At 71.7% G+C, this 23,088-nt stretch carries 19 protein-coding genes; 5 read left to right on the top strand and 14 right to left on the bottom strand.

Going from position 1 to position 23,088, the window contains the following annotated elements; all coding sequences use genetic code 11:
* Positions 1-42 precede the first annotated feature (42 nt).
* Genes ccsB through hemL form a run of 6 tightly spaced genes read right to left on the bottom strand, consistent with a single transcriptional unit; the run spans position 43 to position 6,038 of the window.
* A complete protein-coding gene (gene ccsB / locus KBX08_RS21665; RefSeq protein ID WP_210785255.1) occupies positions 43-1,017 on the bottom strand; it encodes a c-type cytochrome biogenesis protein CcsB in 975 nt (324 codons plus the stop codon).
* Positions 1,017-2,660: a cytochrome c biogenesis protein ResB gene (locus KBX08_RS21660; RefSeq protein ID WP_210785254.1), complete on the bottom strand. Its 1,644-nt coding sequence runs from the start codon at positions 2,658-2,660 to the stop codon at positions 1,017-1,019. The genes ccsB and KBX08_RS21660 overlap by 1 nt, the downstream gene beginning before the upstream one ends.
* Positions 2,660-3,478 carry a cytochrome c biogenesis CcdA family protein gene (locus KBX08_RS21655; protein WP_210785253.1) on the bottom strand — a complete coding sequence of 273 codons (819 nt, stop codon included), beginning with the start codon at positions 3,476-3,478 and terminating at the stop codon, positions 2,660-2,662. The genes KBX08_RS21660 and KBX08_RS21655 overlap by 1 nt, the downstream gene beginning before the upstream one ends.
* A complete protein-coding gene (locus tag KBX08_RS21650) occupies positions 3,478-4,047 on the bottom strand; it encodes a TlpA disulfide reductase family protein (RefSeq protein ID WP_210785252.1) in 570 nt (189 codons plus the stop codon). Before KBX08_RS21650 ends, KBX08_RS21655 begins: the two co-directional genes overlap by 1 nt.
* Positions 4,047-4,694 carry a histidine phosphatase family protein gene (locus tag KBX08_RS21645; RefSeq protein WP_091395739.1) on the bottom strand — a complete coding sequence of 216 codons (648 nt, stop codon included), beginning with the start codon at positions 4,692-4,694 and terminating at the stop codon, positions 4,047-4,049. Before KBX08_RS21645 ends, KBX08_RS21650 begins: the two co-directional genes overlap by 1 nt.
* Positions 4,695-4,700: 6 nt before the next feature.
* On the bottom strand, positions 4,701-6,038 hold the full coding sequence (gene hemL, locus KBX08_RS21640) for a glutamate-1-semialdehyde 2,1-aminomutase (RefSeq protein WP_210785251.1): 1,338 nt from the start codon (positions 6,036-6,038) through the stop codon (positions 4,701-4,703).
* A 179-nt stretch (positions 6,039-6,217) separates the two neighbouring features.
* On the opposite strand from hemL, the gene KBX08_RS21635 reads away from it, so the two are divergent.
* Positions 6,218-6,553: an STAS domain-containing protein gene (locus KBX08_RS21635; protein ID WP_088951070.1), complete on the top strand. Its 336-nt coding sequence runs from the start codon at positions 6,218-6,220 to the stop codon at positions 6,551-6,553.
* Positions 6,554-6,567: 14 nt separating this feature from the next.
* On the opposite strand, the gene KBX08_RS21630 is transcribed toward KBX08_RS21635, so the two are convergent.
* Together KBX08_RS21630 and KBX08_RS21625 are read right to left on the bottom strand one after the other, a co-directional pair.
* A complete protein-coding gene (locus tag KBX08_RS21630) occupies positions 6,568-7,122 on the bottom strand; it encodes a two-component system response regulator (RefSeq protein ID WP_091395745.1) in 555 nt (184 codons plus the stop codon).
* Positions 7,119-10,934 carry a HAMP domain-containing protein gene (locus KBX08_RS21625; protein ID WP_210785250.1) on the bottom strand — a complete coding sequence of 1,272 codons (3,816 nt, stop codon included), beginning with the start codon at positions 10,932-10,934 and terminating at the stop codon, positions 7,119-7,121. Before KBX08_RS21625 ends, KBX08_RS21630 begins: the two co-directional genes overlap by 4 nt.
* A gap of 295 nt (positions 10,935-11,229) precedes the next feature.
* On the opposite strand from KBX08_RS21625, the gene KBX08_RS21620 reads away from it, so the two are divergent.
* Together KBX08_RS21620 and KBX08_RS21615 are read left to right on the top strand one after the other, a co-directional pair.
* Positions 11,230-13,302: a SpoIIE family protein phosphatase gene (locus KBX08_RS21620; protein ID WP_210785249.1), complete on the top strand. Its 2,073-nt coding sequence runs from the start codon at positions 11,230-11,232 to the stop codon at positions 13,300-13,302.
* Positions 13,303-13,350: 48 nt separating this feature from the next.
* Positions 13,351-13,758, top strand: a complete 408-nt coding sequence (locus KBX08_RS21615; RefSeq protein ID WP_210785248.1) for a hypothetical protein — start codon at positions 13,351-13,353, stop codon at positions 13,756-13,758.
* Between the two features lie 65 nt (positions 13,759-13,823).
* Here KBX08_RS21615 and KBX08_RS21610 read toward each other — a convergent pair whose 3' ends face one another.
* Complete coding sequence (locus tag KBX08_RS21610) at positions 13,824-15,182, bottom strand: FAD-binding oxidoreductase (RefSeq protein ID WP_210785247.1); 1,359 nt, start codon at positions 15,180-15,182, stop codon at positions 13,824-13,826.
* 96 nt (positions 15,183-15,278) lie between these two features.
* Here KBX08_RS21610 and KBX08_RS21605 point away from each other — a divergent pair, with 96 nt between their 5' ends.
* Together KBX08_RS21605 and KBX08_RS21600 are read left to right on the top strand one after the other, a co-directional pair.
* Positions 15,279-17,375, top strand: a complete 2,097-nt coding sequence (locus KBX08_RS21605; RefSeq protein WP_210785246.1) for a S9 family peptidase — start codon at positions 15,279-15,281, stop codon at positions 17,373-17,375.
* Positions 17,376-17,393: 18 nt separating this feature from the next.
* The gene (locus KBX08_RS21600) at positions 17,394-17,549 is read left to right on the top strand and encodes a hypothetical protein (protein WP_210785245.1); all 156 of its coding nucleotides are present in this window, start codon (positions 17,394-17,396) and stop codon (positions 17,547-17,549) included.
* Positions 17,550-17,582: 33 nt separating this feature from the next.
* On the opposite strand, the gene KBX08_RS21595 is transcribed toward KBX08_RS21600, so the two are convergent.
* From KBX08_RS21595 to KBX08_RS21575, 5 genes are all read right to left on the bottom strand, one after another.
* Positions 17,583-19,700, bottom strand: coding sequence for a bifunctional polysaccharide deacetylase/glycosyltransferase family 2 protein (locus KBX08_RS21595; RefSeq protein ID WP_210785244.1), 2,118 nt, complete (start codon positions 19,698-19,700; stop codon positions 17,583-17,585).
* Between the two features lie 2 nt (positions 19,701-19,702).
* Positions 19,703-20,131, bottom strand: coding sequence for a hypothetical protein (locus tag KBX08_RS21590; RefSeq protein ID WP_210785243.1), 429 nt, complete (start codon positions 20,129-20,131; stop codon positions 19,703-19,705).
* A gap of 104 nt (positions 20,132-20,235) precedes the next feature.
* Positions 20,236-21,768, bottom strand: a complete 1,533-nt coding sequence (locus tag KBX08_RS21585; RefSeq protein WP_210785242.1) for an FtsX-like permease family protein — start codon at positions 21,766-21,768, stop codon at positions 20,236-20,238.
* Positions 21,765-22,466 (bottom strand): ABC transporter ATP-binding protein, encoded by a 702-nt coding sequence (locus KBX08_RS21580; RefSeq protein ID WP_210785241.1) that lies wholly within the window; start codon positions 22,464-22,466, stop codon positions 21,765-21,767. The genes KBX08_RS21585 and KBX08_RS21580 overlap by 4 nt, the downstream gene beginning before the upstream one ends.
* Complete coding sequence (locus KBX08_RS21575; protein ID WP_210785240.1) at positions 22,463-22,999, bottom strand: PadR family transcriptional regulator; 537 nt, start codon at positions 22,997-22,999, stop codon at positions 22,463-22,465. Before KBX08_RS21575 ends, KBX08_RS21580 begins: the two co-directional genes overlap by 4 nt.
* Between the last annotated feature and the right edge of the window lie 89 nt (positions 23,000-23,088).

Below are 23,088 nucleotides of genomic sequence, written 5' to 3'. Positions count from 1 at the left end.
TCGCGGACGATTCCGTGGCCGGCCCGCGCGTCATCGAACAGGTCAGTCCAGCCCGCCGTACGAGTGCAGGCCGGTGAAGAAGATGTTCACGCCGAACAGGTTCATCAGCATGGTGAGGAAGCCGAGCACCGCGATCCAGGTGGCCACGTTGCGCTTCACGCTCGGCGTCGCGCGCGCGTGCAGGTAGCCGGCGTACACCACCCAGGAGATGAACGCCCAGGTCTCCTTCGGGTCCCAGCCCCACGGCCGACCCCAGGCCGCCTCGGCCCAGATGGCACCGGCGATCACCGCGAAGGTGAAGATCGGGAACGCGAAGGCGTGCAGCGCGAAGGTCAGCCGCTCCAGCCCGGCCGCGCCGGGCATCCGCCTGGCCAGGGTGTACGGGAAGCTCCGCTTGCCCTGCTCGTACCCGTTGCGCATCAGGAAACCGACCGCCGGCACCACGCCGAGCAGGAAGATGCCGGACGCGAAGACGATCGTCGAGACGTGGATGATGAACCAGTACGAGTTCAGCGCCGGGACCAGCGGCACGATCGGCACGTACAGCACCAACTCGGCGGTGGCGACCAGCAACACCATCACCAGGGTGAGGAAGAGCCCGAGCTTGCGCAGCGACTGTCGCTTCCAGAGCACCACCAACCAGGCGGCCACCCCGATGAACGTCACGGTGAGCACGAACTCGTACATGTTGCCCCAGGGCATCCGGTCCGCCGCGAGCCCACGGGTCACCAGCGCCGCCAGGTGCAGCGCGGCGGCGACCGCTGTGGCGCCCACCCCGATCAGGCCCGCGAGCCGAGCCCGCCCGGCGGAGCGGTCGGCAGTGGGTGACGAGGGGACCGGCGCGGGCGACTTCGAGACGACACCGCCGCCGCCGGCACCGACCAACTCGCGCACCGGAGCCGCCGTGGCGACCCGGGTACGCACGTTGCCCAGCGCGTACTCGACGGCGTGGCCGATCATCGCGACCAGGTACGCCAGGATCGCGAACGTCACCAGATTGTCGGAGAGTGCGGACATCACTCGGCTCCTTCTCGCACGCCGGCCCGGTCAGCGGAGTCAGCGCCAGCACCAGCCCGTTCCGCACCGCTGACGGCGGCGACCAGCTGGGTGAACTCGTCGGCGAACCCTGGATAGTCGGTACGCGGCAACCCACCGACCTCCATCAAGCTACTACCGCTCGTCGGAGATCCTTCCCCGGGGTCGGCCGGCACCACCCGGAAGAACACCCGACGGCGCTTCCCGAACAGCGAACCCATCAGCCCGACCAGCAGGACGCCGCAGCTGAACAGCAGCATCGTCGAGCCGGGATCGTGCCGGATGGAGAGGGTGACGTACCGCTCGGTGCCCAGAAACTCGACTGTCGTGCCGTCGTCCAGCTTCCAGGTCTCGCCCTTGCGGAGCAGTTTGGTGCCGACCTCCTTGACCTTGCCGGCCCGCACCTGCCGCTGGTCGAGTTGGTAGACCGAGCCGGGGATGCCGGCGTCCAGGCCGAGGTTGCCCCGGTAGGCGACCAGGTTCAGCGCCGGGTTGCGCTCGGTCGGGTACTGCGAGCGGACGAACGGCGCCTGCTCGGGCGCGGTGGGCAGGTAGATGCCGGTGAACGCCATCTGCAGATCCGGTGCGCGCTGGCCGGTCGCCGGGTCGACGTTCGCGTCCGGGAAGGCCGCCAGCCCTTCGCTGGTCAGGCCCATGTCGCCGGTGGTCAGGAACGGCTCGTCGCTGATCTGGCTGTTGCCGAACCGGTCGGTGTAGCGGATCACCGGGGCGTACCCGTGGCCGAGCAGGTAGACGCTCGCGTCGTTCAGGCGCAGCGGCGAGTTCACCGAGAAGTCGGCCCTGCGGGTCGGCTCGTCCGGACCGTCGACGGTGACAGTGGCATTGAAGAACTCCGGCTGGCCGGACGCCAGGAACCGGGCCTCGAAGTCGTCCAGCCGCAGGCAGAAGCCGGGCAGGTCGGCGCTGTCCACCTGGGGGCCGAGCTTCGCCTCGGCGTACTGCTGGCGGGTGTTGCAGAACGCGTTGTCCGCGCCGGCCACCAGCAGCCGGTTGCCGCTCCAGCCGTACCAGGAGCCGAGCGCCACCCCGATCAGCACCGCGATCAGCGAGGTGTGGAAAAGCAGGTTGCCGGTCTCCTTGAGGTAGCCCTTCTCGGCGGAGACCTCGTCGCCGCGCACCTCGACGCGCCAGCGGCGCTTGCGCAGCGCCTCGGCGATCGCCGCCGCCCCACCGGGCGGAGCTGGCAGCACTGTGTGCTGCGGCAGCCGGGCCATCCGCTTCGGCGCGCCCGGCGGACGGGACCGCAGCGTGCGGATGTGGTCGCGCAGCCGGGGCGTGATGCAGCCGATCAGGGAGGTGAACAGCAGCAGGTAGATCGCGGAGAACCAGACCGACCCGAAGACCTCGAACGCGCCGATCCGGTCCAGTCGGGGGGCCCAGTCCGGGTGGTCGACGAAGTACTCGTTGACCTTCTCCGGGCTGATCCCGCGCTGCGGCAGCACCGAGCCGGGAATGGCGGCGATCGCGAGCAGGAAGAGCAGGATCAGCGCCGTACGCATGCTGGTGAGCTGCCGCCACGAGTTGCGCAGCAGGGCCAGCAGCCGGTTCGGTCGGCGACGTGGCGCGGGCGCCGCGGTCTCCGGTCGGTCGTCGACGACCGTCATCAGATGCTCACCTCGCCCACCCCGACGGTGGTCTGCAGCCAGATCACGAAGCTCTGCCATCCGCCGGTGACCAGGGCCAGACCGATCAGGATGAGCAGGGCGCCGCCGACCCGGGTGACCCAGCGGCTGTTGCGCCGGACGGCGCGAAAGACCCCGAGCAGGCGTTCGAAGCCCAGCCCGAAGACGATGAACGGTATCCCCAACCCGAGGCAGTACGCCACGGCGAGCACCACGGCTCGGTCGCTCTGGCCGCTGGCGGTGGCCATGCCCATCACCGCGCCGAGGGTGGGGCCGGTGCAGGGCACCCAACTGAGCGCGAAGACCGCCCCGAAGACCGGTGCGCCGAGCAGCCCGGCCGACGGCAACCGGGAGATCCGGAACTCCCGTTGCAGGGCCGGGATCATCCCGAGGTAGCTCAACCCCGCCACGATGATCAGCACGCCGACGCCGACCTGCAACTCGCGCTCGTAGTCGAAGAACACCCGGCCGATGCTGGCGAAGAGGATCGCGGTGGCCACGAAGACGACTGTGAAGCCGCCGATGAAGAGCAGCGTCCCGGCGAGCACCCGGCCCTTGACCGCGCCGGCTCGCGCGACCCGCTCCTTGACCGCGACACCCCCGCCGGCGGGCGCGGGATCGGCCTCCGGCCGCCGGCCCTCCAGGTCGGCGCCGGCCAGACCGGTCACGTACGACAGGTAGCCGGGGACGAGCGGAAGCACGCACGGGGAGAGGAAGCTGACCAGGCCGGCGAGCGCCGCCGCGCCGATGGCGAGCAGCAGCGGCCCGCTGAGGGCCAGTTGCTCGAAGGTCTCACCCATCAGTTCGACGCCGACTTCTCGGCGGCGATCCGTTCGACGATCGGTTGCAGGCCCTCCTGCTTGACGGCGGCCCGGATCACCGCCGCGATCCGGCCGTCCCGGTCGAGCACCACCGTCGCCGGCACGCTGTTCGGCGGGATGTCCAGCGAAAGTGCCGTCTTGCTGGCCGGGTCGAACAGGCTCGGATAGGTGACCCGGCCCTTCTCGAACGCCTTGGCCTTGTCCCGCGAATCCTGGACGTTGATGCCGAGGAAGGTCACCCCGGAACCCTTGGTGGCCTGGTAGACGGCTTCCAGGTCGTCCGCCTCGGCGCGGCACGGCGCGCACCAGGAACCCCAGAAGTTGACCACCACGACCTGACCGCGCGCCTCGCTGACGTCGTAGCTGCCGCCGAGCAGCAGCTCACCGGCGACCTTCGGGGGTGCGGAGCGCTGGTCCGGCGCGCACTCGAAGATCCCGTCGGTGGTGGTCGTGCAGGTCTTCTCCTGCGCCTTCGACGACGTGCAGCCGACCAGCGCCACCGCGGCGACGGTGGCGAGCAGACCGGCGGTCCACCTCCGGGCGTTCATCAGGCCCCCTTGGCCGTCCGGGCGGTCGCGGAGAGAGCGATCAGGTGCGCGGCCGGCTCGCTGTAGCCGATGCCCGCCACCTTCGCGCCGTCGAAGTGGAACGAGGTGAGGCTCGCCAGCCCGCACTGCCGCTTGCGCGGGTCGTGCCAGAGCCGCTTGCGCTCGACGTAACGGCGCAACGTCCAGATCGGGAGCTGGTGCGACACCAGCACCGCCTCGCGTCCCTCGGCGGCGACCCGGGCGGCGTGCACGGCGGCGAACATCCGCTCGGCGATCACCCGGTACGCCTCACCCCAGGAGGGGGTCACCGGGTCGCGCAGCACCCACCAGTTGCGCGGGTCGCGGAACGACCCGTCACCCGGGGAGACCTTCTTGCCCTCGAACCAGTTGGCGCTCTCGATCAGCCGCTCGTCCACCCCGACCGGCAGCCCGAACTGGGCGGCGATCGGCTCGGCGGTCTGCTGGGCGCGCTCCAGCGGACTGGCCACCACGTGCACGATCTCCCGCTCGGCCAGGCCCTGCGCGGCGGCCTTGGCCATCTGCACGCCCAGCTCGGAGAGGCGGAAACCGGGCAGCCGGCCGTAGAGGATCTGGTCGGGGTTGTACACCTCGCCGTGCCGAAGCACGTGGACCACCGTCTTGCTCAAGGTCTTCTACCCCCCGTGACCGGCCGCTGCCGCCGCGTTCGCCGCCGTCGGCAGCGCGTCGGCGATGTGTTCCAGAGCGGCGTCGTCGAGCGCCGCCGACACGAACCACGACTCGAACGCGCTCGGCGGCAGGTAGACGCCGGCGGCGAGCATCGCGTGGAAGAACGCCTTGAACGCCGGCACCTGCTGGGTGCGCGCGCTGTCGTAGTCGACCACGTCGGCGTCGGTGAAGAAGACCGAGAACATGCTGCCCGCGTACGACAGTCGGTGCGGGACCCCGGCGGCGGCCAACGCGTCGGACGCCAACTTGCCCACGACGGCGGCCGTCTCGTCGAGGCGCTGGTACAGCGCGTCGTCGGCGAGCCGCAGGGTCGCCAGGCCGGCGGCGCAGGCGAGCGGGTTACCGGAGAGGGTGCCGGCCTGGTAGACCGGGCCGGCCGGCGCGAGCCGCGCCATGATGTCCGCGCGCCCGCCGAACGCCGCGGCGGGCAGGCCACCACCCATGACCTTGCCGTACGTCCACAGGTCGGCGTCGGAGGCGTCGAGGCCGTGCCACCCGGCGCGGGAGACCCGGAACCCGGTCATCACCTCGTCCACCACGAGCAGGGCGCCGTGTGCGTGCGCGATCCGGGCGAGCTGCTGGTTGAAGCCGTCGCGGGGGGCCACCACGCCCATGTTGCCGGCGGCGGCCTCGGTGATCACCGCGGCGATGTGCGGGCCCTCGGCGGCGAACGCCTCCTCGACGGCCCGGATGTCGTTGTACGGAAGAACTATCGTCTCGCTGGCCGCCGCGCCGGTCACGCCGGGCGAGTCGGGCAGGCCCAGGGTGGCCACGCCGGAGCCGGCGGCGGCGAGCAGCGCGTCGACGTGGCCGTGGTAGCAACCGGCGAACTTGACGATCTTCGAGCGGCCGGTGAAGCCGCGGGCCAGCCGGATCGCCGACATGGTCGCCTCGGTGCCGGAGTTGACCAGGCGGACCTGCTCGACCGGGGTCCGGGCGACGATCTCGGCTGCCAACTCCACCTCACCGGGCGTGGGCGTGCCGAAGCTGGTGCCCAAGGCGGCAGCGGCCTGGACGGCCTCCACCACCTCCGGGTGGGCGTGCCCGAGGATCAGCGGACCCCAGGAGCAGACCAGGTCGACGTAGCGGCGACCGTCGGCGTCGTACAGCCACGGGCCCTCACCACGGACCATGAAACGCGGGGTGCCGCCGACCGCCTGGAAGGCGCGCACAGGAGAGTTCACCCCGCCCGGCACAATGGCGCGGGCGCGGTCGAACAGGGCCTCGGAGGCCGGCGCGTCGGCTGGGTAGCGGCCGGACCCGGCGGGAAAGATGTCGGTCACGATGCCGCCATTGTGACAGCGCCGGACGGTCAACCAGCAGCCACCCCGTGGTGGGGTTACCCGGCTCACCTGTGACCCGCGCCGGTCAGCAGCGCCGACCCGGGGGGCCTCGTGGCCTGGACGGCGACGGCTCGCGGCCTCGACAGGCCAGGTCGATCGGATCGCGCTAGGCTGACCGGGTGGATCGTGCCGAACTGTCCATCACGCTACACCGGACGGGCGACGAAGCAGTCTTGCGCCTGGCCGGTGAGATCGACATGCTCACGGCGGCCCAGCTCTCCACCGTCGTCAACGAGGTGCTGGCCGACCCGCCGCCGAAGATCGTGCTCGACCTCGGCGGCGTCACCTTCTGCGACTCGCAGGGCCTGGGCACCCTGGTCGTGCTCAGCCGCAAGGCCAGCCACGCGCAGAGCCTGCTGATGCTGACGCACGTTGGCGACTTCCTGATCCGCGTGCTGGACATCACCGGCCTGCGCAGCGCCCTGATGATCCGCAACGACCAGCCCACCGGCTGAGCCGCCCCACCGCGTCAGGCGGTGTTGCCCCAACGGGCCTGTTCGAGCAGCCGTACCGCCCGGTCACGGACCTCCGGGTCGTCCGAGCGGAGCTGCGCGGTCGCCTCGTCGACAGCGTCGGTGAGCCGCCGCCACTGCGTGTCGCGCTCCCGGACCAGATCCGACTGGGTGGCGAGTTGCCGGGTCTTCACCCACAGCTCGACGAAGACCGACACCTTGGCCCGGAGCACCCACGGGTCGAACGGCTTGGTGAGGTAGTCCACAGCGCCCACCTGGTAGCCCCGAAGGGCGAGCTGGGCGTCCCGGTCGGCGGCGGTGAGGAAGATGATCGGCACGTGCCGGGTCCGCTCGCGGCGCTTGATGTGGCTCGCCGTCTCGAAGCCGTCCATGTCCGGCATCTGCGCATCCAACAGGATCACCGCGAAGTCGTCCACCAGCAGCTGCTTGAGCGCCGCCTCGCCGCTCTCCACCGCCACGGACTGGACCGGCAGGCCCTGAAGGATCGCCTCCAGGGCCGTCAGGTTCTGCCGCCGGTCGTCCACGAGCAGCGCTTTGGCCATCTGGGTCACGAAGTCTCCTCGGTCCGGCTGCCGTTGATCCAGGACGACATCAGTTCGATCAGGTCGTCCAGGTCCACCGGCTTGGTGATGTAGTCGCTGCCCCCGGCAGCGAGCGCCGACTCACGGTCACCCGGCATCGCCTTCGCGGTCAGGAAGACCACCGGAAGGTCGGCGAACCGGTGGTTGCGGCGAATCTGGCGGGTGGTCTCGTAACCGTCCTGGTCGGGCATCATGGCGTCCATCAGCACGATGTCCACCTCCGGATGCTCGGCCAGCAGACGGACACCGTCCGCCCCGTTGTCCGAGTACAGCACGGTCATCCCGTGCAGCTCCAACGCGCTGGTCAAGGCGAAGACGTTACGGACGTCGTCGTCCACGATCAGCACCGTGGCGCCGTCCAGTTGACGGGTGGCCGGCGCCTCCGGCCGTTCCGGCAGCAGTTCCAGCGGTGGCATCAGCAGCGACGACGGCAGGCCGGCGCGCTGCGGCGACGGCATCTGCGGCGCTACCACCGCGTCCGGGGCCAGCACCTGCGGCACGAACAGGGTGAAGGTCGAGCCCTGACCCGGCGCGGACGACACGGTGATGGTGCCGCCGATCAGTCGGGCCAGATCGCGGCTGATCGACAGGCCCAGGCCGGTGCCGCCGTACCGGCGACTGGTAGTGCCGTCGGCCTGCTGGAACGCCTCGAAGATGATCGACAGCTTGTCGTCGGAGATGCCGATCCCGGTGTCGATCACGGTGAACGCGATCACCTGCTGGGCGTTCGTCAGCGCCGGCACGTCGAAGACCGCGTTCTCCGCGGCCGGGGCGATCCGCAGCGTCACGGCACCGTTGTCGGTGAACTTCACAGCGTTGGACAGCAGGTTGCGCAGGATCTGCTGCAACCGCTGCGCGTCGGTCACCAACGCCGGCGGCAGATCCTTGCTCACCCGTACCTGGAAGTCCAGGTTCTTCTCCTCGGCCTGCGGCGCGAACGCCTGCTCGACGTAGCCGCGCAGCTCGGTGAAGCGGATCTCGGTCGGCTCGACGTCCATCCGGCCCGCCTCGATCTTGGACAGGTCGAGGATGTCGTCGATCAGTCGCAGCAGGTCGGAGCCGGACCCGTGGATGGTCCGGGCGAACTCGATCTGCTTCGGGCTGAGGTTCTGCTCCGAGTTCTCGGCCAGCAGACGGGCCAGCAGCAACAGCGAGTTCAACGGGGTCCGCAGCTCGTGGCTCATGTTGGCCAGGAACTCCGACTTGTACGCCGACGCCCGGGTCAGCTGCTGCGCCTTCTCCTCCAGGCCCAGCCGCGCCAGCTCGATCTCCCGGTTCTTCGTCTCGATGTTGCCCTTCTGCTCGGACAGCAGAGTGGCCTTCTCCTCCAGCTCGGCGTTGGTGCGCTGCAACTCCGCCGACTGCTCCTGCATCTCGTGCGCCAGCCGCTGCGACTGGGCCAGCAGCTCCTCCGTACGCCGGTTGGCCTGGATGGTGTTGACAGCGATGCCGATGGTGAGCACCAGCCGCTCCAGGAACGACAGGTGCAGCTCGGAGAAGGCCGACACGCTGGCGAACTCGATCACCCCGAGCAGCTCGCCCTCGAACAGGACGGGGAGCACCACCAGGTCGGACGGGGGTGTCTCGGCCAGGCCGGAGCGCAGGGTGAGCCGGCTGTTCGGGGAGGCGCTGACCCGGATCGTGCGACGGGAGAGCGCTGTCTGCCCGACCAGCCCCTCACCCGGCCCGAAGGTGACGTCGTGCCCCCGTGCCACGTACCCGTACGAGGAGGTCAGCCGCAGCCGCATGCTGCCGTCGGTGTCGTCGGCCAGGAAGAAGGCGCCGAGCTGGGCGTCGACCAGCGGAGTCACCTCCGTCATGATCATGCGGCAGACCTCACCGAGGTCGCGCTGGCCCTGCAACAGGCCGCCGATCCGGGCGAGGTTGGAGTCCAGCCAGCCCTGCTCGGCGTTCTTCTTTGTCGTCTCCCGGAGGGTGACGATCATCTGGTTGATGTTGTCCTTCAGCTCGGCGACCTCGCCCTGCGCCTTGACCGCGATCCGCTGGGTGAGGTCGCCCCGGGTCACCGAGGTGGACACCTGGGCGATGGCCCGCAACTGCGTGGTCAGCGTCGAGGCGAGCTGGTTGACGTTCTCGGTGAGGTCGCGCCAGGTGCCGGAGACGCCCTTCACCTGCGCCTGGCCACCGAGCTTGCCCTCGATACCGACCTCGCGGGCCACCCGGGTCACCTCGTCGGCGAACGACGACAACTGGTCCACCATCGTGTTGACTGTCGACTTCAGCTCCAGGATCTCGCCCTGGGCGTCCACGGTGATCTTCTGCGACAGGTCACCCTTCGCCACCGCAGTGGTCACCGAGGCGATGTTGCGGACCTGGCTGGTCAGGTTCGACGCCATCGAGTTCACGTTGTCGGTCAGGTCCCGCCAGGTGCCGGAGACACCCTTCACCTGCGCCTGGCCGCCCAGGTTGCCCTCGGTGCCCACCTCACGGGCCACCCGGGTCACCTCGTCGGCGAACGACGACAACTGGTCCACCATCGTGTTGACTGTGTTCTTCAGCTCCAGGATCTCGCCCTGGGCGTCCACAGTGATCTTCTGCGACAGGTCACCCTTCGCCACGGCGGTGGAGACCTGGGAGATGTTGCGGACCTGGCTGGTCAGGTTGCCGGCCAACTGGTTGACGTTCTCGGTGAGGTCCCGCCAGGTGCCGGAGACGCCGCGCACCTGGGCCTGACCGCCCAGCTTGCCCTCGATGCCCACCTCACGCGCGACCCGGGTCACCTCGTCGGCGAACGACGACAACTGGTCCACCATCGTGTTGACGGTGTCCTTCAGCTCCAGGATCTCGCCCTGCGCCGCCACCGTGATCTTCTGCGACAGGTCGCCGCGCGCCACCGCCGTGGAGACCTGCGCGATGTTGCGGACCTGGGCGGTCAGGTTCGACGCCATCGAGTTGACGCTGTCGGTCAGGTCCTTCCAGGTGCCCGCCACGTTCGGCACCTCGGCCTGGCCGCCCAACTTGCCCTCGGTGCCCACCTCGCGGGCCACCCGGGTCACCTGCTCGGCGAAGAGCCGCAGCGTGTCGGTGAGGTAGTTCATCGTGGCGGCCAGCTCGGCCACCTCACCACGCGCGCCGACCGTGATCTTCTGCGACAGGTCGCCCTTTGCCACCGCCGTCGCCACCTGCGAGATCGACCGCACCTGGCCGGTCAGGTTCGACGCCATGGTGTTCACCGAGTCGGTGAGGTCCTTCCAGGTGCCGGCGACGCCCCGCACGTCGGCCTGGCCTCCCAACTTGCCCTCGGTGCCCACCTCACGGGCCACCCGGGTCACCTCGTTGGAGAACGACGACAGCTGGTCCACCATCGTGTTCACGGTGCGCCCGATGCGCAGGTACTCACCGCGCAGCGGCCGACCGTCGATCTCCAACGCCATGTGCTGGGACAGGTCACCGTCGGCGACCGCCACGATCACCCGGGCGATCTCGGTGGTCGGTCGACCCAGGTCGTCGATCAGCGAGTTGATCGCCCGCTGCCCCTCCGCCCAGGAGCCGTCCAGCCCTTCGTCGTCGAGCCGCTCGGTGAGCCGGCCGTCGCGACCGACGATCCGGCTGATCCGCCGCAGGTCCAGGTACTGCCGCTCCTGGAGCGAGACCACCTCGTTGAAGGCGTCCGCCACCTCACCGGCCGCGCCGGCCCGGCGGGGAAGCCGGACCTTCAGGTCGCCGCGCCCGATCCGTCGCAGTGCCTCGGCCAACTCACCGAGGAGCGCCTCGTGGTCGGGCGCGGACGGATCCGCCACCGACTGCTTCGACGTGGTCATCATTCCTCGCTCAACTCGGGGGGCGCCGGTCCGTGCGGACACACCGGCACCCCATATTGTGCCCGCGCGCGCCGTGATGCCAGGGTGCGCGACCCGCCAGGTGGCATCGATCGCCCCGTCGACCCGCCCGATCGGCGTCGAGCCGGCACGGCGCGCCGCAAACCTCGCCCGGCTCCCGGACCGGTCGTTTCGACACGTCAACCCGCTCCCTGCCGCCGGTGCCGCTGACCGACGCGACAGCCCACGATCGGTGATCGGCTTGGCACCCGGCAGGGGGACGGTGGAGGATACGGGGGTGTCAGCCGAGGCGGGGCCCGCGACGGCCGGGGCCCGGGACGGGGCCGTCCGGCGTGTGCGGCTGCCCGCCGACCGCCGTACCCCGGCCGCCGCCCGCGCCGTGGTCCGCTCGGTGTTGACCGAGTCACACCTGGACGAGCTGGCCAACGAGGCGCTGCTGCTCACCACCGAGCTGACCACCAACGCCGTCGAGCACGCCCGTACCGAACTGGACATCGAGGTCGTCGCGGACGATATCGGGCTGACCGTCACCGTCTCCGACTTCGCCCCCGGTTCCGGCGACGAGCTGACCGTCGGCGACCGCAACGACTCCACCGAGATCAACGAGGTCTCCGTGCGGGGCCGGGGCCTGCTGCTGGTCGACCACTTCGCCAGCCGCTGGGGCACCACGTACCTGCCCACCGGCAAGGGCGTCTGGTTCCGGCTGGACCGCCCCGGCGCCGACCCGCCCGCCTCGGGCACCATCGGCGAATCGACACCGGCCAACGCCGGCCCTCGGACCAGCACCGACGGGTCCGCGCCGAGCGCCAGCGCGATGAGCGAACTCATGCAGACCGCCCCCGACCTGCACGGGGACGATCCGTTGCCCGATTTCGCCACCAGCCTGCTCAGCCGGGTCGCCGAGATGGTGGGGGCAGCCGGCGGCACGATCCGCCTGGACCGGGGCGACGGGCAGGGCCGTCAGGTGCTGGCCCGCTTCGGTCGGCCGTCCCGCCCCGGCAGCGAGCTGCTCCGGGTGCCACTGACAGTGCACCGCCCGTACGCCGGGGAGTTGGAGTTGGACGCCGCGCCGTCGGCGTACGCCCAACCGTTGGCGGTGCTCACCGCCGAGCGGCTGTCGCTGCACCTGGAGAACGACCGGCTGCGCCGGGCCGACGTCCGCCGGCAGGTGTGGCTGACGTTCCTGGCCGAGGCGAGCGAACTGCTGGCCCAGTCGCTCGACGTCGACCTGACCATGGCGCTGGTGCCGCAGTTGGTGGTGCCGCGACTCGGCCAGTGGTGCGCGGTGCACACCGCCGACGAGTGGGGTCGGCTCCGGCTGGCGGCGGCCAGCCACGCCGACGAGTCGATGCTTCCGCAGTTGCACAAGGTGCTGGCGGAGACCGGGCCGGACTCGATCCAGGCCCGCCTCCGCGAGGCGTCCCGCAGCGCGGCGCAGATCCCCCTGGGCGGGCCGATGGAGGGTTTCGCCGTCCCGCTGATCGCCCGCGGGCAGCGGCTCGGGACCCTGGCGGTGGGGCGGCACCAGCGGCACCGGCACGACCCGGACGAGGTGGCCGTGTTGGAGGACGTGGCCCGGCGGGCCGCGCTGGCCATCGAGAACGCCCGGATCCACGCCGAGCGCCGTCGGGTGGCGCAGACGCTCCAGCAGTCTCTGCTGCCGCCGGTGCTGCCACTGGTGGACGGGATCGGTTTCGCCGCCGAGTACGTGCCGACCGGCGACGACGCCGAGGTGGGCGGCGACTTCTACGACGTGGTGCCGCTGCCCGACGGGCGCTGGCTGGTGGTGATCGGTGACGTCTCGGGCAAGGGTGTCCAGGCCGCCGCGGTGACCGGGCTGGTCCGGGACGTGATCCGGGTGCTGGTCGGCGACGGAAAACCGTTACCGGAGGCCCTGGCACGGCTCAACGAGACACTTGTCGAGCGCGGTGGCGGTCGCTACTGCACGCTGGCGCTGGCAGCGGTCGGGCCGGGCGAGGGTGACCAGTTGGACGTCTCGCTGCACCTCGCCGGGCACGACCGGCCGGTGTTGCTGGCCGCGGCGGGCGGCGCCGGGTTCGTCGGCACCGGCGGCACCGCGCTCGGCCTGCTCGACACGATCACCTCGCCGACGGCGGAGATCACGCTCGGACCGGGCGATTCGCTGATCTTCTACACCGATGGCGTCACCGAGCGGCGGCGCGGCCGGGAGTTGTTCGGCACCGACCGACTGCGGGACGCGGCAGCGCCCCTGGCCGGATATTCGGCCGACGTGGTGGCCGCCCGGCTGCGGGCCGCGGCGATCAACTTCTCGGTCGAGCCGCCCCGGGACGACATCGCCATCCTGGTGCTCCGCAACGACGCGACCTGACCGCCGCACAGGCCCCTGGTCTCGGGTCCGCTCGGTAGATTGACGGCCATGACGAGCGTCGCGCAGGTCACGTCGTACTCCCGGCCGGCGGTCCGGGCCCTGATCCTCGCGCAGTTCGCGACCATCGGCGGGTTCCTCACCGTGCTGCTGCTCTACATCGGTCGGATGACGAGCGCCGACGTCGGCCCGGCCGAGATGCTGACCGGCGCGTACGACCCGAAGGACGTGGCCTTCTTCGGTGTGCTCCACCCAGTGGTGGCGGTGCTCTACCTGACGGGTGCGGTGCTCGGGCTGCCGTTGGCGATCGTCGCGGGGGTGGTGGTCGCCCGGGAGCGCGAGGCCCTGCCCCGGGCAACCCGGTCACTGCTGCTGGCCGGCGGGGTCGGCAGCCTGCTGGTGCTGATGGCCCGTCTCACCCCGCCGCTGCTGGACATGCACCGGTGGTGGATGGACTGACCTCGGCCGGGCCGCACCGGCCGACCGGCTCACCCGGGCGCGCCGCACCGGCCGGCGGCTCAGCCTCACAGGCCGCCGGGGAGCCGCCCGGGCGCGAGTCGGTGCTCCGGATCCAGGTGCCGCTTCGCGGCCCGCAACTGGGCCAGGCCGGCCAACTCGCCCCAGAGGTCGACCGCCTGGCGGACCGCCGCCGGAGCGGACACCACCACACAGCGGCCCTGACGGGCCAACAGCACCCCTCGGACGGCGGCCAGGATGGACGCCACCCGGTCGGCTGCCAGCGCCCCGGGCAGTGCCGCGTGCACCACGCCCAGCCCGGCGGAGCCGCGCACCGGCACCGGCGCTCCGGCCGCGTCGCGTAGCGCGTAGACGGCGGCGTGCAGGTCGCCGATGGGCACTTCCAGGCGCAGCGCCGTGTCGCCGGGCGCGAACGGGTAGCGGCGCCACCACGTCGGCGCGGAGTGGGCGATCGTCGCTTCCCCGTGCAGCAGGCCGACGAGCCGCTCGGCACGTTCGGTGACGTCGGCGGGGCCGCCTTCCAGCAGCACCACCAGGCTGCCGGCCCGGGACGGGGCGCCGGCCCGACCGGACATGGACGGATGACGCTCGCGGGCGGTGGCCGCCGGGTGACCTGGCGGGTAGGGCGTACGTGGGCGGGGGGTGCTTCCGGGCAGGTCCAGCTCGATGGCCGACGGCTCCAGCCGCGCGGCGAGGATCGTCCGGACCAGGTCGTGCACCTCCAGCGGCGTCCACACCGGGCGGGACACCCAGAGCCGGCTCGCCGGCACCGGCTGCACCCGCAGGCTCGCCGACACCAGCACGCCGAGCGCGCCCTGGGAGCCGCAGAGCAGGCGGGCCAGGTCGAGCCCGGGCGCGCCACCGCCGACGCTGATCAACTCGCCGTCGGCGGCAAGGTAGCGCACACCGAGCAGTTGGTCGCAGGGGCTGCCGTGGCGGTGGCGCAGCGGGCCGGTCTCGCCGGCGGCGAGCACACCGCCCACTGTCGCGCCGGGTGAGGGGGCGTCCATCGCGAGCCGCTGCCCGGTGCGCTCCAGGGTGGCCTGCACCGCCCGCAGTGGAGTGCCGGCCCCGACGTCGGTCACCAGCGAGTCGACCGGCTCGTGACCGATGCCGGCCAGCCGGCCGGTGTCGAGCAGGATGTCGACCTGAACGGGGGCGGCCCCCCAGTCGATCTTCGTGCCCGCACCTCGGGGCACCACCGCCAGATCGTGCACGGCGGCCAGCCTCAGCACCTCGGCGGCGGCGTGCGGGCCGCCCGGGACGGCCACCCAGCGCGCCGGTCGCCCCGCCACCTCGTCGGCCGGCCCGGCCAGCCGGGAGAACGGTGGACCGCAGATCGCCGCCAACCGCCGGGTGATCTCGAGGGCTCCGGACCGGCCGAGGGAACTCGCTGCTGCCGCCATGCCGGCCATCGTACATGTGTTCGAATGCCGTGGTGGCGAGTATCGGGATGCCGCTGGTCCGGCGCGCTGCCGCTGCCGGCCGGTAACGTGGCCGCCGTGACCACCGAGACTGCCCCGCCCGCGGCGAAGCGGGTGCCCAGCGAGCGCACCCACCACGGCGACACAGTCGTCGACGAGTACGCCTGGCTCGCCGCCAAGGACGACCCGGAGACGATCGCCTACCTGACCGCCGAGAACGAGTACACCGACGCGCGTACGGCACACCTGGCCGACCTGCGCGCCGAGCTGTTCGAGGAGACTCGCCGACGCACCCAGGAAACCGACCTGTCCGTGCCGACCCGCAAGGGCGGGCACTGGTACTACACCCGGACGGTCGAGGGACAGCAGTACGGGGTGCAGTGCCGCCGGGCGGTCCGCGACGGTGAGACCGACCCGCCGGTCAGCGCGGACGGCGCCCCGCTCGACGGCGAGGAGGTGCTGCTCGACGGCAACCTGCTGGCCGAGGGGCACGACTTCCTCTCGCTCGGCGCGTTCGACGTCAGCCCGGACGGTCGCTGGCTGGCCTACTCCACCGACTTCTCCGGTGACGAGCGCTTCACCCTGCGGGTGAAGGACCTGACCACCGGCGAGCTGCTGCCGGACGAGGTGCCGGACACGTTCTACGGCACCGCCTGGTCGGCCGACGCCTCGGTGCTGTTCTACGTGACGGTGGACGACGCCTGGCGGCCGAACCGCGTCTGGCGACACACCGTCGGCTCCGCCGCCGCCGACGACGTGGTGGTCCACCAGGAGGACGACGAGCGGTTCTGGGTGGGGGTGGAGCTGACCCGGTCGGAGAGGTTCATCCTCATCGACGTACACAGCAAGGTGACCAGCGAGGTGCTGGTGATTCCCGCCGGCAACCCGACCGGCGCACCGGCCGTGATCGCCCCCCGCCGACAGGGCGTCGAATACACCGTGGAGCACCACGGCCACCGTTTCCTGATCCTGCACAACGACGGCGCGGAGGACTTCGCGCTGGCGTTCACCTCGGCGGACGTACCGGGCGACTGGGTGCCGCTGATCGAGCACACCCCCGGCACCCGGCTGGAGGCCGTCGACGCCTTCGCCAACCACCTGGTGGTGTCGCTGCGCACCGACGGGCTCACCGGGCTGCGGGTGCTGCCGGTGGGCAGTGACGACGGGTACGACATCGACTTCCCCGAGCCGCTCTACAGCGTCGGGTTGGACGCCAACCCGGAGTACCGCACCGGCCAGGTCCGGCTGCGCTACTCCTCGCTGATCACCCCCGACTCGGTGTACGACTACGACCTGGTCACCCGGCAGATGGTGCTGCTCAAGCAGAAGCCGGTGCTGCCCGGGCCGGACGGGCGACCGTACGACCCGGCCGAGTACGAGCAGCACCGGGACTGGGCGCTCGCCGACGACGGCACCCGGGTGCCGATCTCACTGGTCTGCCGCGTCGGCACCCCCCGGGACGGCTCGGCCCCCTGCGAGCTGTACGGCTACGGCTCGTACGAGGCCAGCATGGACCCGTGGTTCTCGGTGGCCCGGCTGTCCCTGTTGGACCGGGGCGTGGTGTTCGCCGTGGCGCACATCCGGGGCGGCGGTGAGCTGGGCCGACGGTGGTACGACCAGGGCAAGCTGCTGGCCAAGAAGAACACCTTCACCGACTTCGTGGCGTGCGCCCGGCACCTCGTCAAGGCCGGCTGGACGGCCAGCGACCGGCTGGTCGCCCGGGGCGCCTCGGCCGGTGGCCTGCTGATGGGCGCGGTGGCCAACCTCGCGCCGGACGCGTTCACCGGGATCGTGGCGCAGGTGCCGTTCGTGGACGCGCTCACGTCGATCCTCGACCCGTCGCTGCCGCTGACCGTCACCGAGTGGGAGGAGTGGGGCAACCCCCTCGAGGACCCCGAGGTGTACGCGTACATGAAGTCCTACACGCCGTACGAGAACGTGGCCGCCGTCGACTATCCCGCGATCCTGGCGGTGACCAGCCTCAACGACACCCGGGTGCTCTACTCGGAGCCGGCGAAGTGGATCGCCCGGCTGCGGGCGGTCGCCCCGAGCGGCGACTACCTGCTGAAAACCGAGATGGGTGCCGGGCACGGCGGCCCGAGCGGTCGCTACGACTCCTGGCGCGAGGAGGCGTTCATCAACGCCTGGATCCTAAACCGCATCGGCCGGGCCTGACGACGGGCGGCGGCGACGATGACCGACGGGACCGAGCCGGGGCCGACGCCCCGACGGGCGTCCGCCCGGATGATCCTCGCAGTGGTCGCCGCCGCTCTGCTCGTCTGCTGCTGCTCCGCCGCCGTCGGCCTGTTGATCTCCTGGTCGGCCGGCCTCTTCCACACCCCGACCTGACCGGCCGACGGCTGACGCCGCATCGAGGTGGCGTCAGCCGCGGCCGGCCCCGACCAACGCCGCCGCCTCGCCGGTCCGCACCATCCGCTGCCAGCGCAGCCGGTTGCCGATCAACGCGGTGACCACCGACTGCACCACCACCAGATACATGAGCTGCCGGTAGACCAGTTGCTGGAACGGCAGCGCCCACAGTGGGCCGTACCGCTCCCGGTCCAGTCGCAGCGCGTACGCGGCGGTGGCCGCTTGGAGCAGCAGCAGGCCCGCCCAGGCCAGGGCGAGGGTCGACCAGGGCAGGAAGAGCAGGCCGTACACGGCGAACACGTCGACCGCCGGCGCGGTGAGCGGCAACACGATCTGGAACACCGTGAGGTACGGCAGGCCGCGTCGGCCCAGTTTGCCTCCGGCACCCGACTCGCGCAGCGCGTGCCGGTGCTTCCACATCGCCTGCATGGTGCCGTAGCACCAGCGGTAGCGCTGCCGCCAGAGCTGGCGCAACGACGACGGGGCTTCGGTCCAGGCGATGGCCGACTCCTCGTAGACGACCCGCCAGCCGGCCCGGAGCACCTTCATGGTGAGGTCCGTGTCCTCGGCCAGCGTGTCCGACGGCACCCCTCCCACCCGCAGCAGCACCTCGCGGCGGAACGCGCCGATCGCGCCGGGGATGGTCGGCATGCACTCCAGCACGTCGTACATCCGTCGGTCGAGGTTGAAGCCGATCACGTACTCCAGGTGCTGCCACCGACCGAGCAGGCGACGCCGGTTGGCGACCTTGGTGTTGCCGCTGATCGCGCCCACCGACGGGTCGGCGAAGCCCTGCACCAGGCGATGCACGGTGTCCGGCTGGAAGACGGTGTCGCCGTCGACCAGGACCAGCAGGTTCGCCCGCGCCGCCCGGATGCCCGTGTTCAGCGCCGCTGGCTTGCCGGCGTTGGCCTGCCGGATCACGCGCACCCCGCGCAGTCGCATCCGCTCGACAATGTCGGCAGTGCCGTCGTCCGACCCGTCGTCCACCACGATCACCTCCAACGCCGGGTACGCGCTGGCCAGCAGGGACCGGACCGTGGCGGCGATGTTCGCCGCCTCGTTGTAAGCGGGCACGATCACCGACACCGGTACCCGCACCTCGGGACGGTCCCGGCGGGGCCGGCGGACCCGGCGCACGTGCCGCTGGGCGCAGAGCACCTGCACGGCCAGACGCGCCACCCCGAGCACGAGTGCGGTGGCGAGCAGGAAGTTCATCACCTCGGCGGACCAGCGGGCACCGGTCTGGGTCCAGCGCAGTCCGGTGCCGCTCAGCCGGCTACCAGTGCCCGCCGGAACCATCGACGGTGAGGCGTCGATGCCGGCGGAGACGGTGGTGAACCGGTAGCCCTGATCGCCCAGCGCAGGCAGCAGGCGGTCCAGCGCGGCGAGGGTCTGCGCCCGGTCACCGCCGCCGTCGTGCATCAGCACCACCGCTCCCTGTCCCCGCTTCGGAGTGGCGGCGCGCACGATCTGGTCGGTGCCGGGGCGCTGCCAGTCCTTGGTGTCCAGGTCGGTGAGCACCGCGACGTGCCCGGCAGTGGCGGCGGCGCGCAACGCGGCGTACTCGGACCCGGTCAGCGCCGTCGGCACCGAGGAGAACGGCGGCCGGAGCAGGGTCACTTCCCGGCCGGTGGCCGACGCGACCGCCTTGCGGGTCAGCGACAGTTCGAGGTCACGCCGCCACGGCGGCACCTCGGCGAGGTCGGCGTGGGTGAACGTGTGCGACCCGATCTCGTGCCCCTCGGCAAGGATCCTCCGGACCAGTTCGGGGTGCTCGTTGACCCGGGCGCCCACCACGAAGAAGGTGGCGTGGGCGCCGTGCCGACGCAGCACGTCGAGGACCTGCGGCGTCCAGCGCGGGTCCGGCCCGTCGTCGAAGGTCAGCGCGATGGTGTGGTCCGGCAACGCCCGACTGACCGGTTCGGCACGGTCCAGCCGTAGCACCGGGCCACCCGAGCCGACGGCGGCCGGCACGTCCGGCGCGGGCTGTGCGGTGGCGTTTCCCGAGCCGCCCGCGAGACCGCTCAGTAGGCCGTTGACGGTGAGCGCCGCGAGCAGCAGGAGCAGCCCGAGCAGGAGCAGCAGCCAGTGCGCCCGAGGGTCTCGCCGGGCCACGTGTCTCGCCATCGTCACTGCGGCTTACCGGGCGACCTGCTCGGCTTGGCGGTCTTGCGGTGCTCGTCGCCACGGCCCGGTTGGTCGGTGGCGGATGGCGTGCCGGTGGCCGTGGCGGTCGTACCGGCCGTGGTCGGGGATCGGTCGCTGGTCGGGGTGGCGCGCGGCAGCGGCGCTGACGTACGGCCCGCCGGCGACGGCGACTTGGCCAACCGAGGCGGGTTGACCCCGTCCACGCCGGCCTCCACCGGGCGCGTCCCCCGGGAGTCCTCCGACCAGCCGGGCAGTGGCACCGAAGTGTCCAGGAAGAGCCCCGCGGCGATCAGGACGAGACTGGTGAGCAGGCCAAGGCCCATCGCTGTGCCCGCGATGACTGTCAGCCGGCGGCGACGCCCGGTGCCGTCGACGAACACCGGCGGGACAGAGCCCGGTTGACTGTGCATCTGCGAACTCCCACCGTCACCACGCCGGCAACCGGCGTCGGAGACCCGATGGGCCGGGTCTCCGTTGCACACAGCGGCGCCGCCACCAGCGGCGTTACATCGACTCAGGTCGTGCGCAACTCGTCCAGGGCGGTGCTGGCGCGCAGGAAGAGCAGGCCGACACCGATCGTCACCAGCACCGCTGCCAACGCGCCGGCGCCGAGCCACGCCAGGTGCTCCAGGGGTACGGGAACGGCTCGCTCGATCGTGGGGGCGTACACGATCCGGGTGTACTGCTCGCGGGTGGCCGGGTCGTCACAGAGCGCCGCCGTGGCCTCGCAGATCTCCGTCGACGAGACGCCCGTCGAGACCTCCCCGACGAGCCCACGGCCGAGCAGCGTGCCGACAGTGAGCGCGAGCAGGATCGCCGGCACGGCCGGGGCCAGCGCCTGCCAGGCCACCGAACGGCTCAGCGTGGCGCGGGGCACCCCGGTGGCGACCAACGCCGCGTAGGCACGTCGGCGAGCGACGATCCCCTCGACCAGCGCGACGACAAGCCCGCCCGTCGCGATCAGGATGGCCACGGCGATCGCGCCATCGACGTAATCCATAGTGGACAGATAGAACGGGTTGGTGCCGCCATCCAACCCGGCGAACCGGCTCTGCTCCCGCTCAAGCTGGTCCTTGGTCCCGAAGTAGGCCCGCTGGGCGGCCGCGCCCCCGCCGAAGATCAGGGCGGCGAGCAGCGCCGCGAACGTGCGGCTACCCGCCCACGGGTCGGCCATCAGACGGCCCGCCGCGAGGAGGGCAGCCGGACCTCGGGCGTGCCGACGCAACAACCGCCCGCAGTGGTACGACAGCCAGCCGGTGCCGATCACCACCCCGATCATCGCCGCGAGCGCGCCCACCGCGAACAACACCGGCACCAGCCAGGCCATCAACTCGGCGTCGTCGGCGAACCGGTGGACCACCGGGCGGATCACCGCGAACGAGGCGACGCCGAACCCGATCAGGAGCCCCGCCCACGGACCCGGACCACGCTCGCGAGCCGCCTTGCGGCTCACCCCGAGCGGGCTGGTGGTGACCGTTCGCACCATCAGGGCGGTGGCCAGCGCCGCCACGACCGGCAGACCGAGCACCAAGCCGGCCAACGCGCCGGTCGACGGCAGCACGTCGGTGGGCAGGGCCAGTTGACCGTGCGCGTCCGGGCGGTGCAGCAGATCGCGGCCGACCAGATAGACACCCAGCCCGACGAGCGTGCCGAGCAGAGCGGCCACGCCGGTCTCCAGCACCACCAGCCGGGTGACCTGCCCGGGAGTTGCGCCGGCCAACCGGAGCGCCGCCAACCGGCGGTCCCGTGCCGGCGCGCCGAGCCGGGCGCACTGACCGGCCAGCGCCAGCACCGGGATCATCAGCATCAGCAGCGCGAACGCCGTTCCGCCGCGCAACCCGGGCTCCACCAGCAGAGCGTTGTGATACTGCTCCGACCACCTGTCCTGGTTCTCGTCCGTCGCCGCGGGGGTCGGGATGGCCAACACGGTGAACGCCGCGAGCCCGGCCAGTGTCGCCAGCAGGGCGCTGAGCGCGGTGAGCACCACCCGGGCGGTGTCGGTACGGGTGCCGGCGAGCGCGAGGCGGAGCAGCGTCGCCGGTCTCACCGGGCGCCGCCGGTCAGCGGCACGTCGAGCCCCAGGCCGGTGTGGTCCACCAAGCCGTCACGCAGCACGATCTCCCGATCCGCGTACGCGGCGATCCGCGGCTCGTGGGTGACAAGCACGACGACGGTGCGCTGCTCGCGGGCGAGCCGGACCAGCTGGGTGAGGACCTGCTCGCCGGTGAGCGTGTCCAGTGCGCCGGTCGGCTCGTCGGCGAAGAGCACCCGAGGCTCGGTCACCAGCGCCCGCGCCGTGGCGCAGCGCTGCTGCTGACCCCCGGACATCTCACCCGGCCGAACGTCGGCCACCTCGGCCACCCCGAACCGTTCCAGCCAGGTGAGCGCCGCCGTCCGTGCCTCTCGCCGCCCCGTGCCGGCGAGGAGCAGGGGCAGGGCGACGTTCTCGGCGGCGGTCAACTCGGCCACCAGCTGACCGAACTGGAACAGCACCCCGAACTCCGTGCGCCGCAGTCGGGACCGGGCCGCCTCCGACCAGGTGTCGATGCGGTGCCCACGCCAGGTGACCTCGCCGACGTCCGGCCGGAGGATCCCGGCCAGGCAGTGCAGCAGGGTCGACTTGCCGCAGCCACTCGGCCCGGTGACGGCGACGATCTCGCCCTCGGCCACGTCGAGCGTCACGCCGCGCAGCGCGGGCGTCGGGCCGTACGCCCGAACCACGCCGCGAGCCTGGAGTTGCGTCACGGATGCACCTCCCGGTGCCAGTCGGCGACCCGGCCCAGGGTGGCGTGCAGCCACCGCAGATCCGCGTCGAGGTGGGCGATCGCGAAATCGGCAGCGACCACGTCGCTGAGGGTGGCGGCCGGATCGGCCTTGACCGTAGTCAGCTCCCGCAGCCGTGCGGTGTGCGCGGCCCGCTGGGCGATCAGGTACGACCGGGCCCGATCGACATCGGCGACCAGGAGTGCCACCACGACTTTGGTGAAGAGCGTGCTGGCCACGTACGGCATGGGTGCTTCCACAGTGGACAGCCATTGGTCCAGCGTGTTCCGCCCCTGGTCGGTCAGCGCGTACGCGGTGCGATCCGGCCCGCCCGCCCGGTCCTGGCCGGCGGCAGCCACCAGCCCGTCGCGTTCGAGGCGGCCGAGAGTGGCGTAGACCTGCCCGAAGGCCAGTGGCCGAGCACGCGGCAGCCGCTCGTCGTGCGCACGCTTCAGCTCATATCCGTGCCGGCTGCCCCCAGCGAGCAACCCGAGCAGAACATGCGGCGTGGACACCCCGCCCACTATTCACCCAGCGAATACCCAAGTCAACAACCCACCCCACCCCACCCCACCCCGCCAACGCCCCCGACCCACCCGAACCC

The organism is Micromonospora sp. H61, assembly GCF_018070325.1.
GTDB classification, from domain to species: Bacteria; Actinomycetota; Actinomycetes; order Mycobacteriales; family Micromonosporaceae; genus Micromonospora; species Micromonospora salmantinae.
The sequence above is the reverse complement of the archived record's forward strand: the minus strand, read 5'-3'. Positions and strand labels throughout refer to the sequence as shown.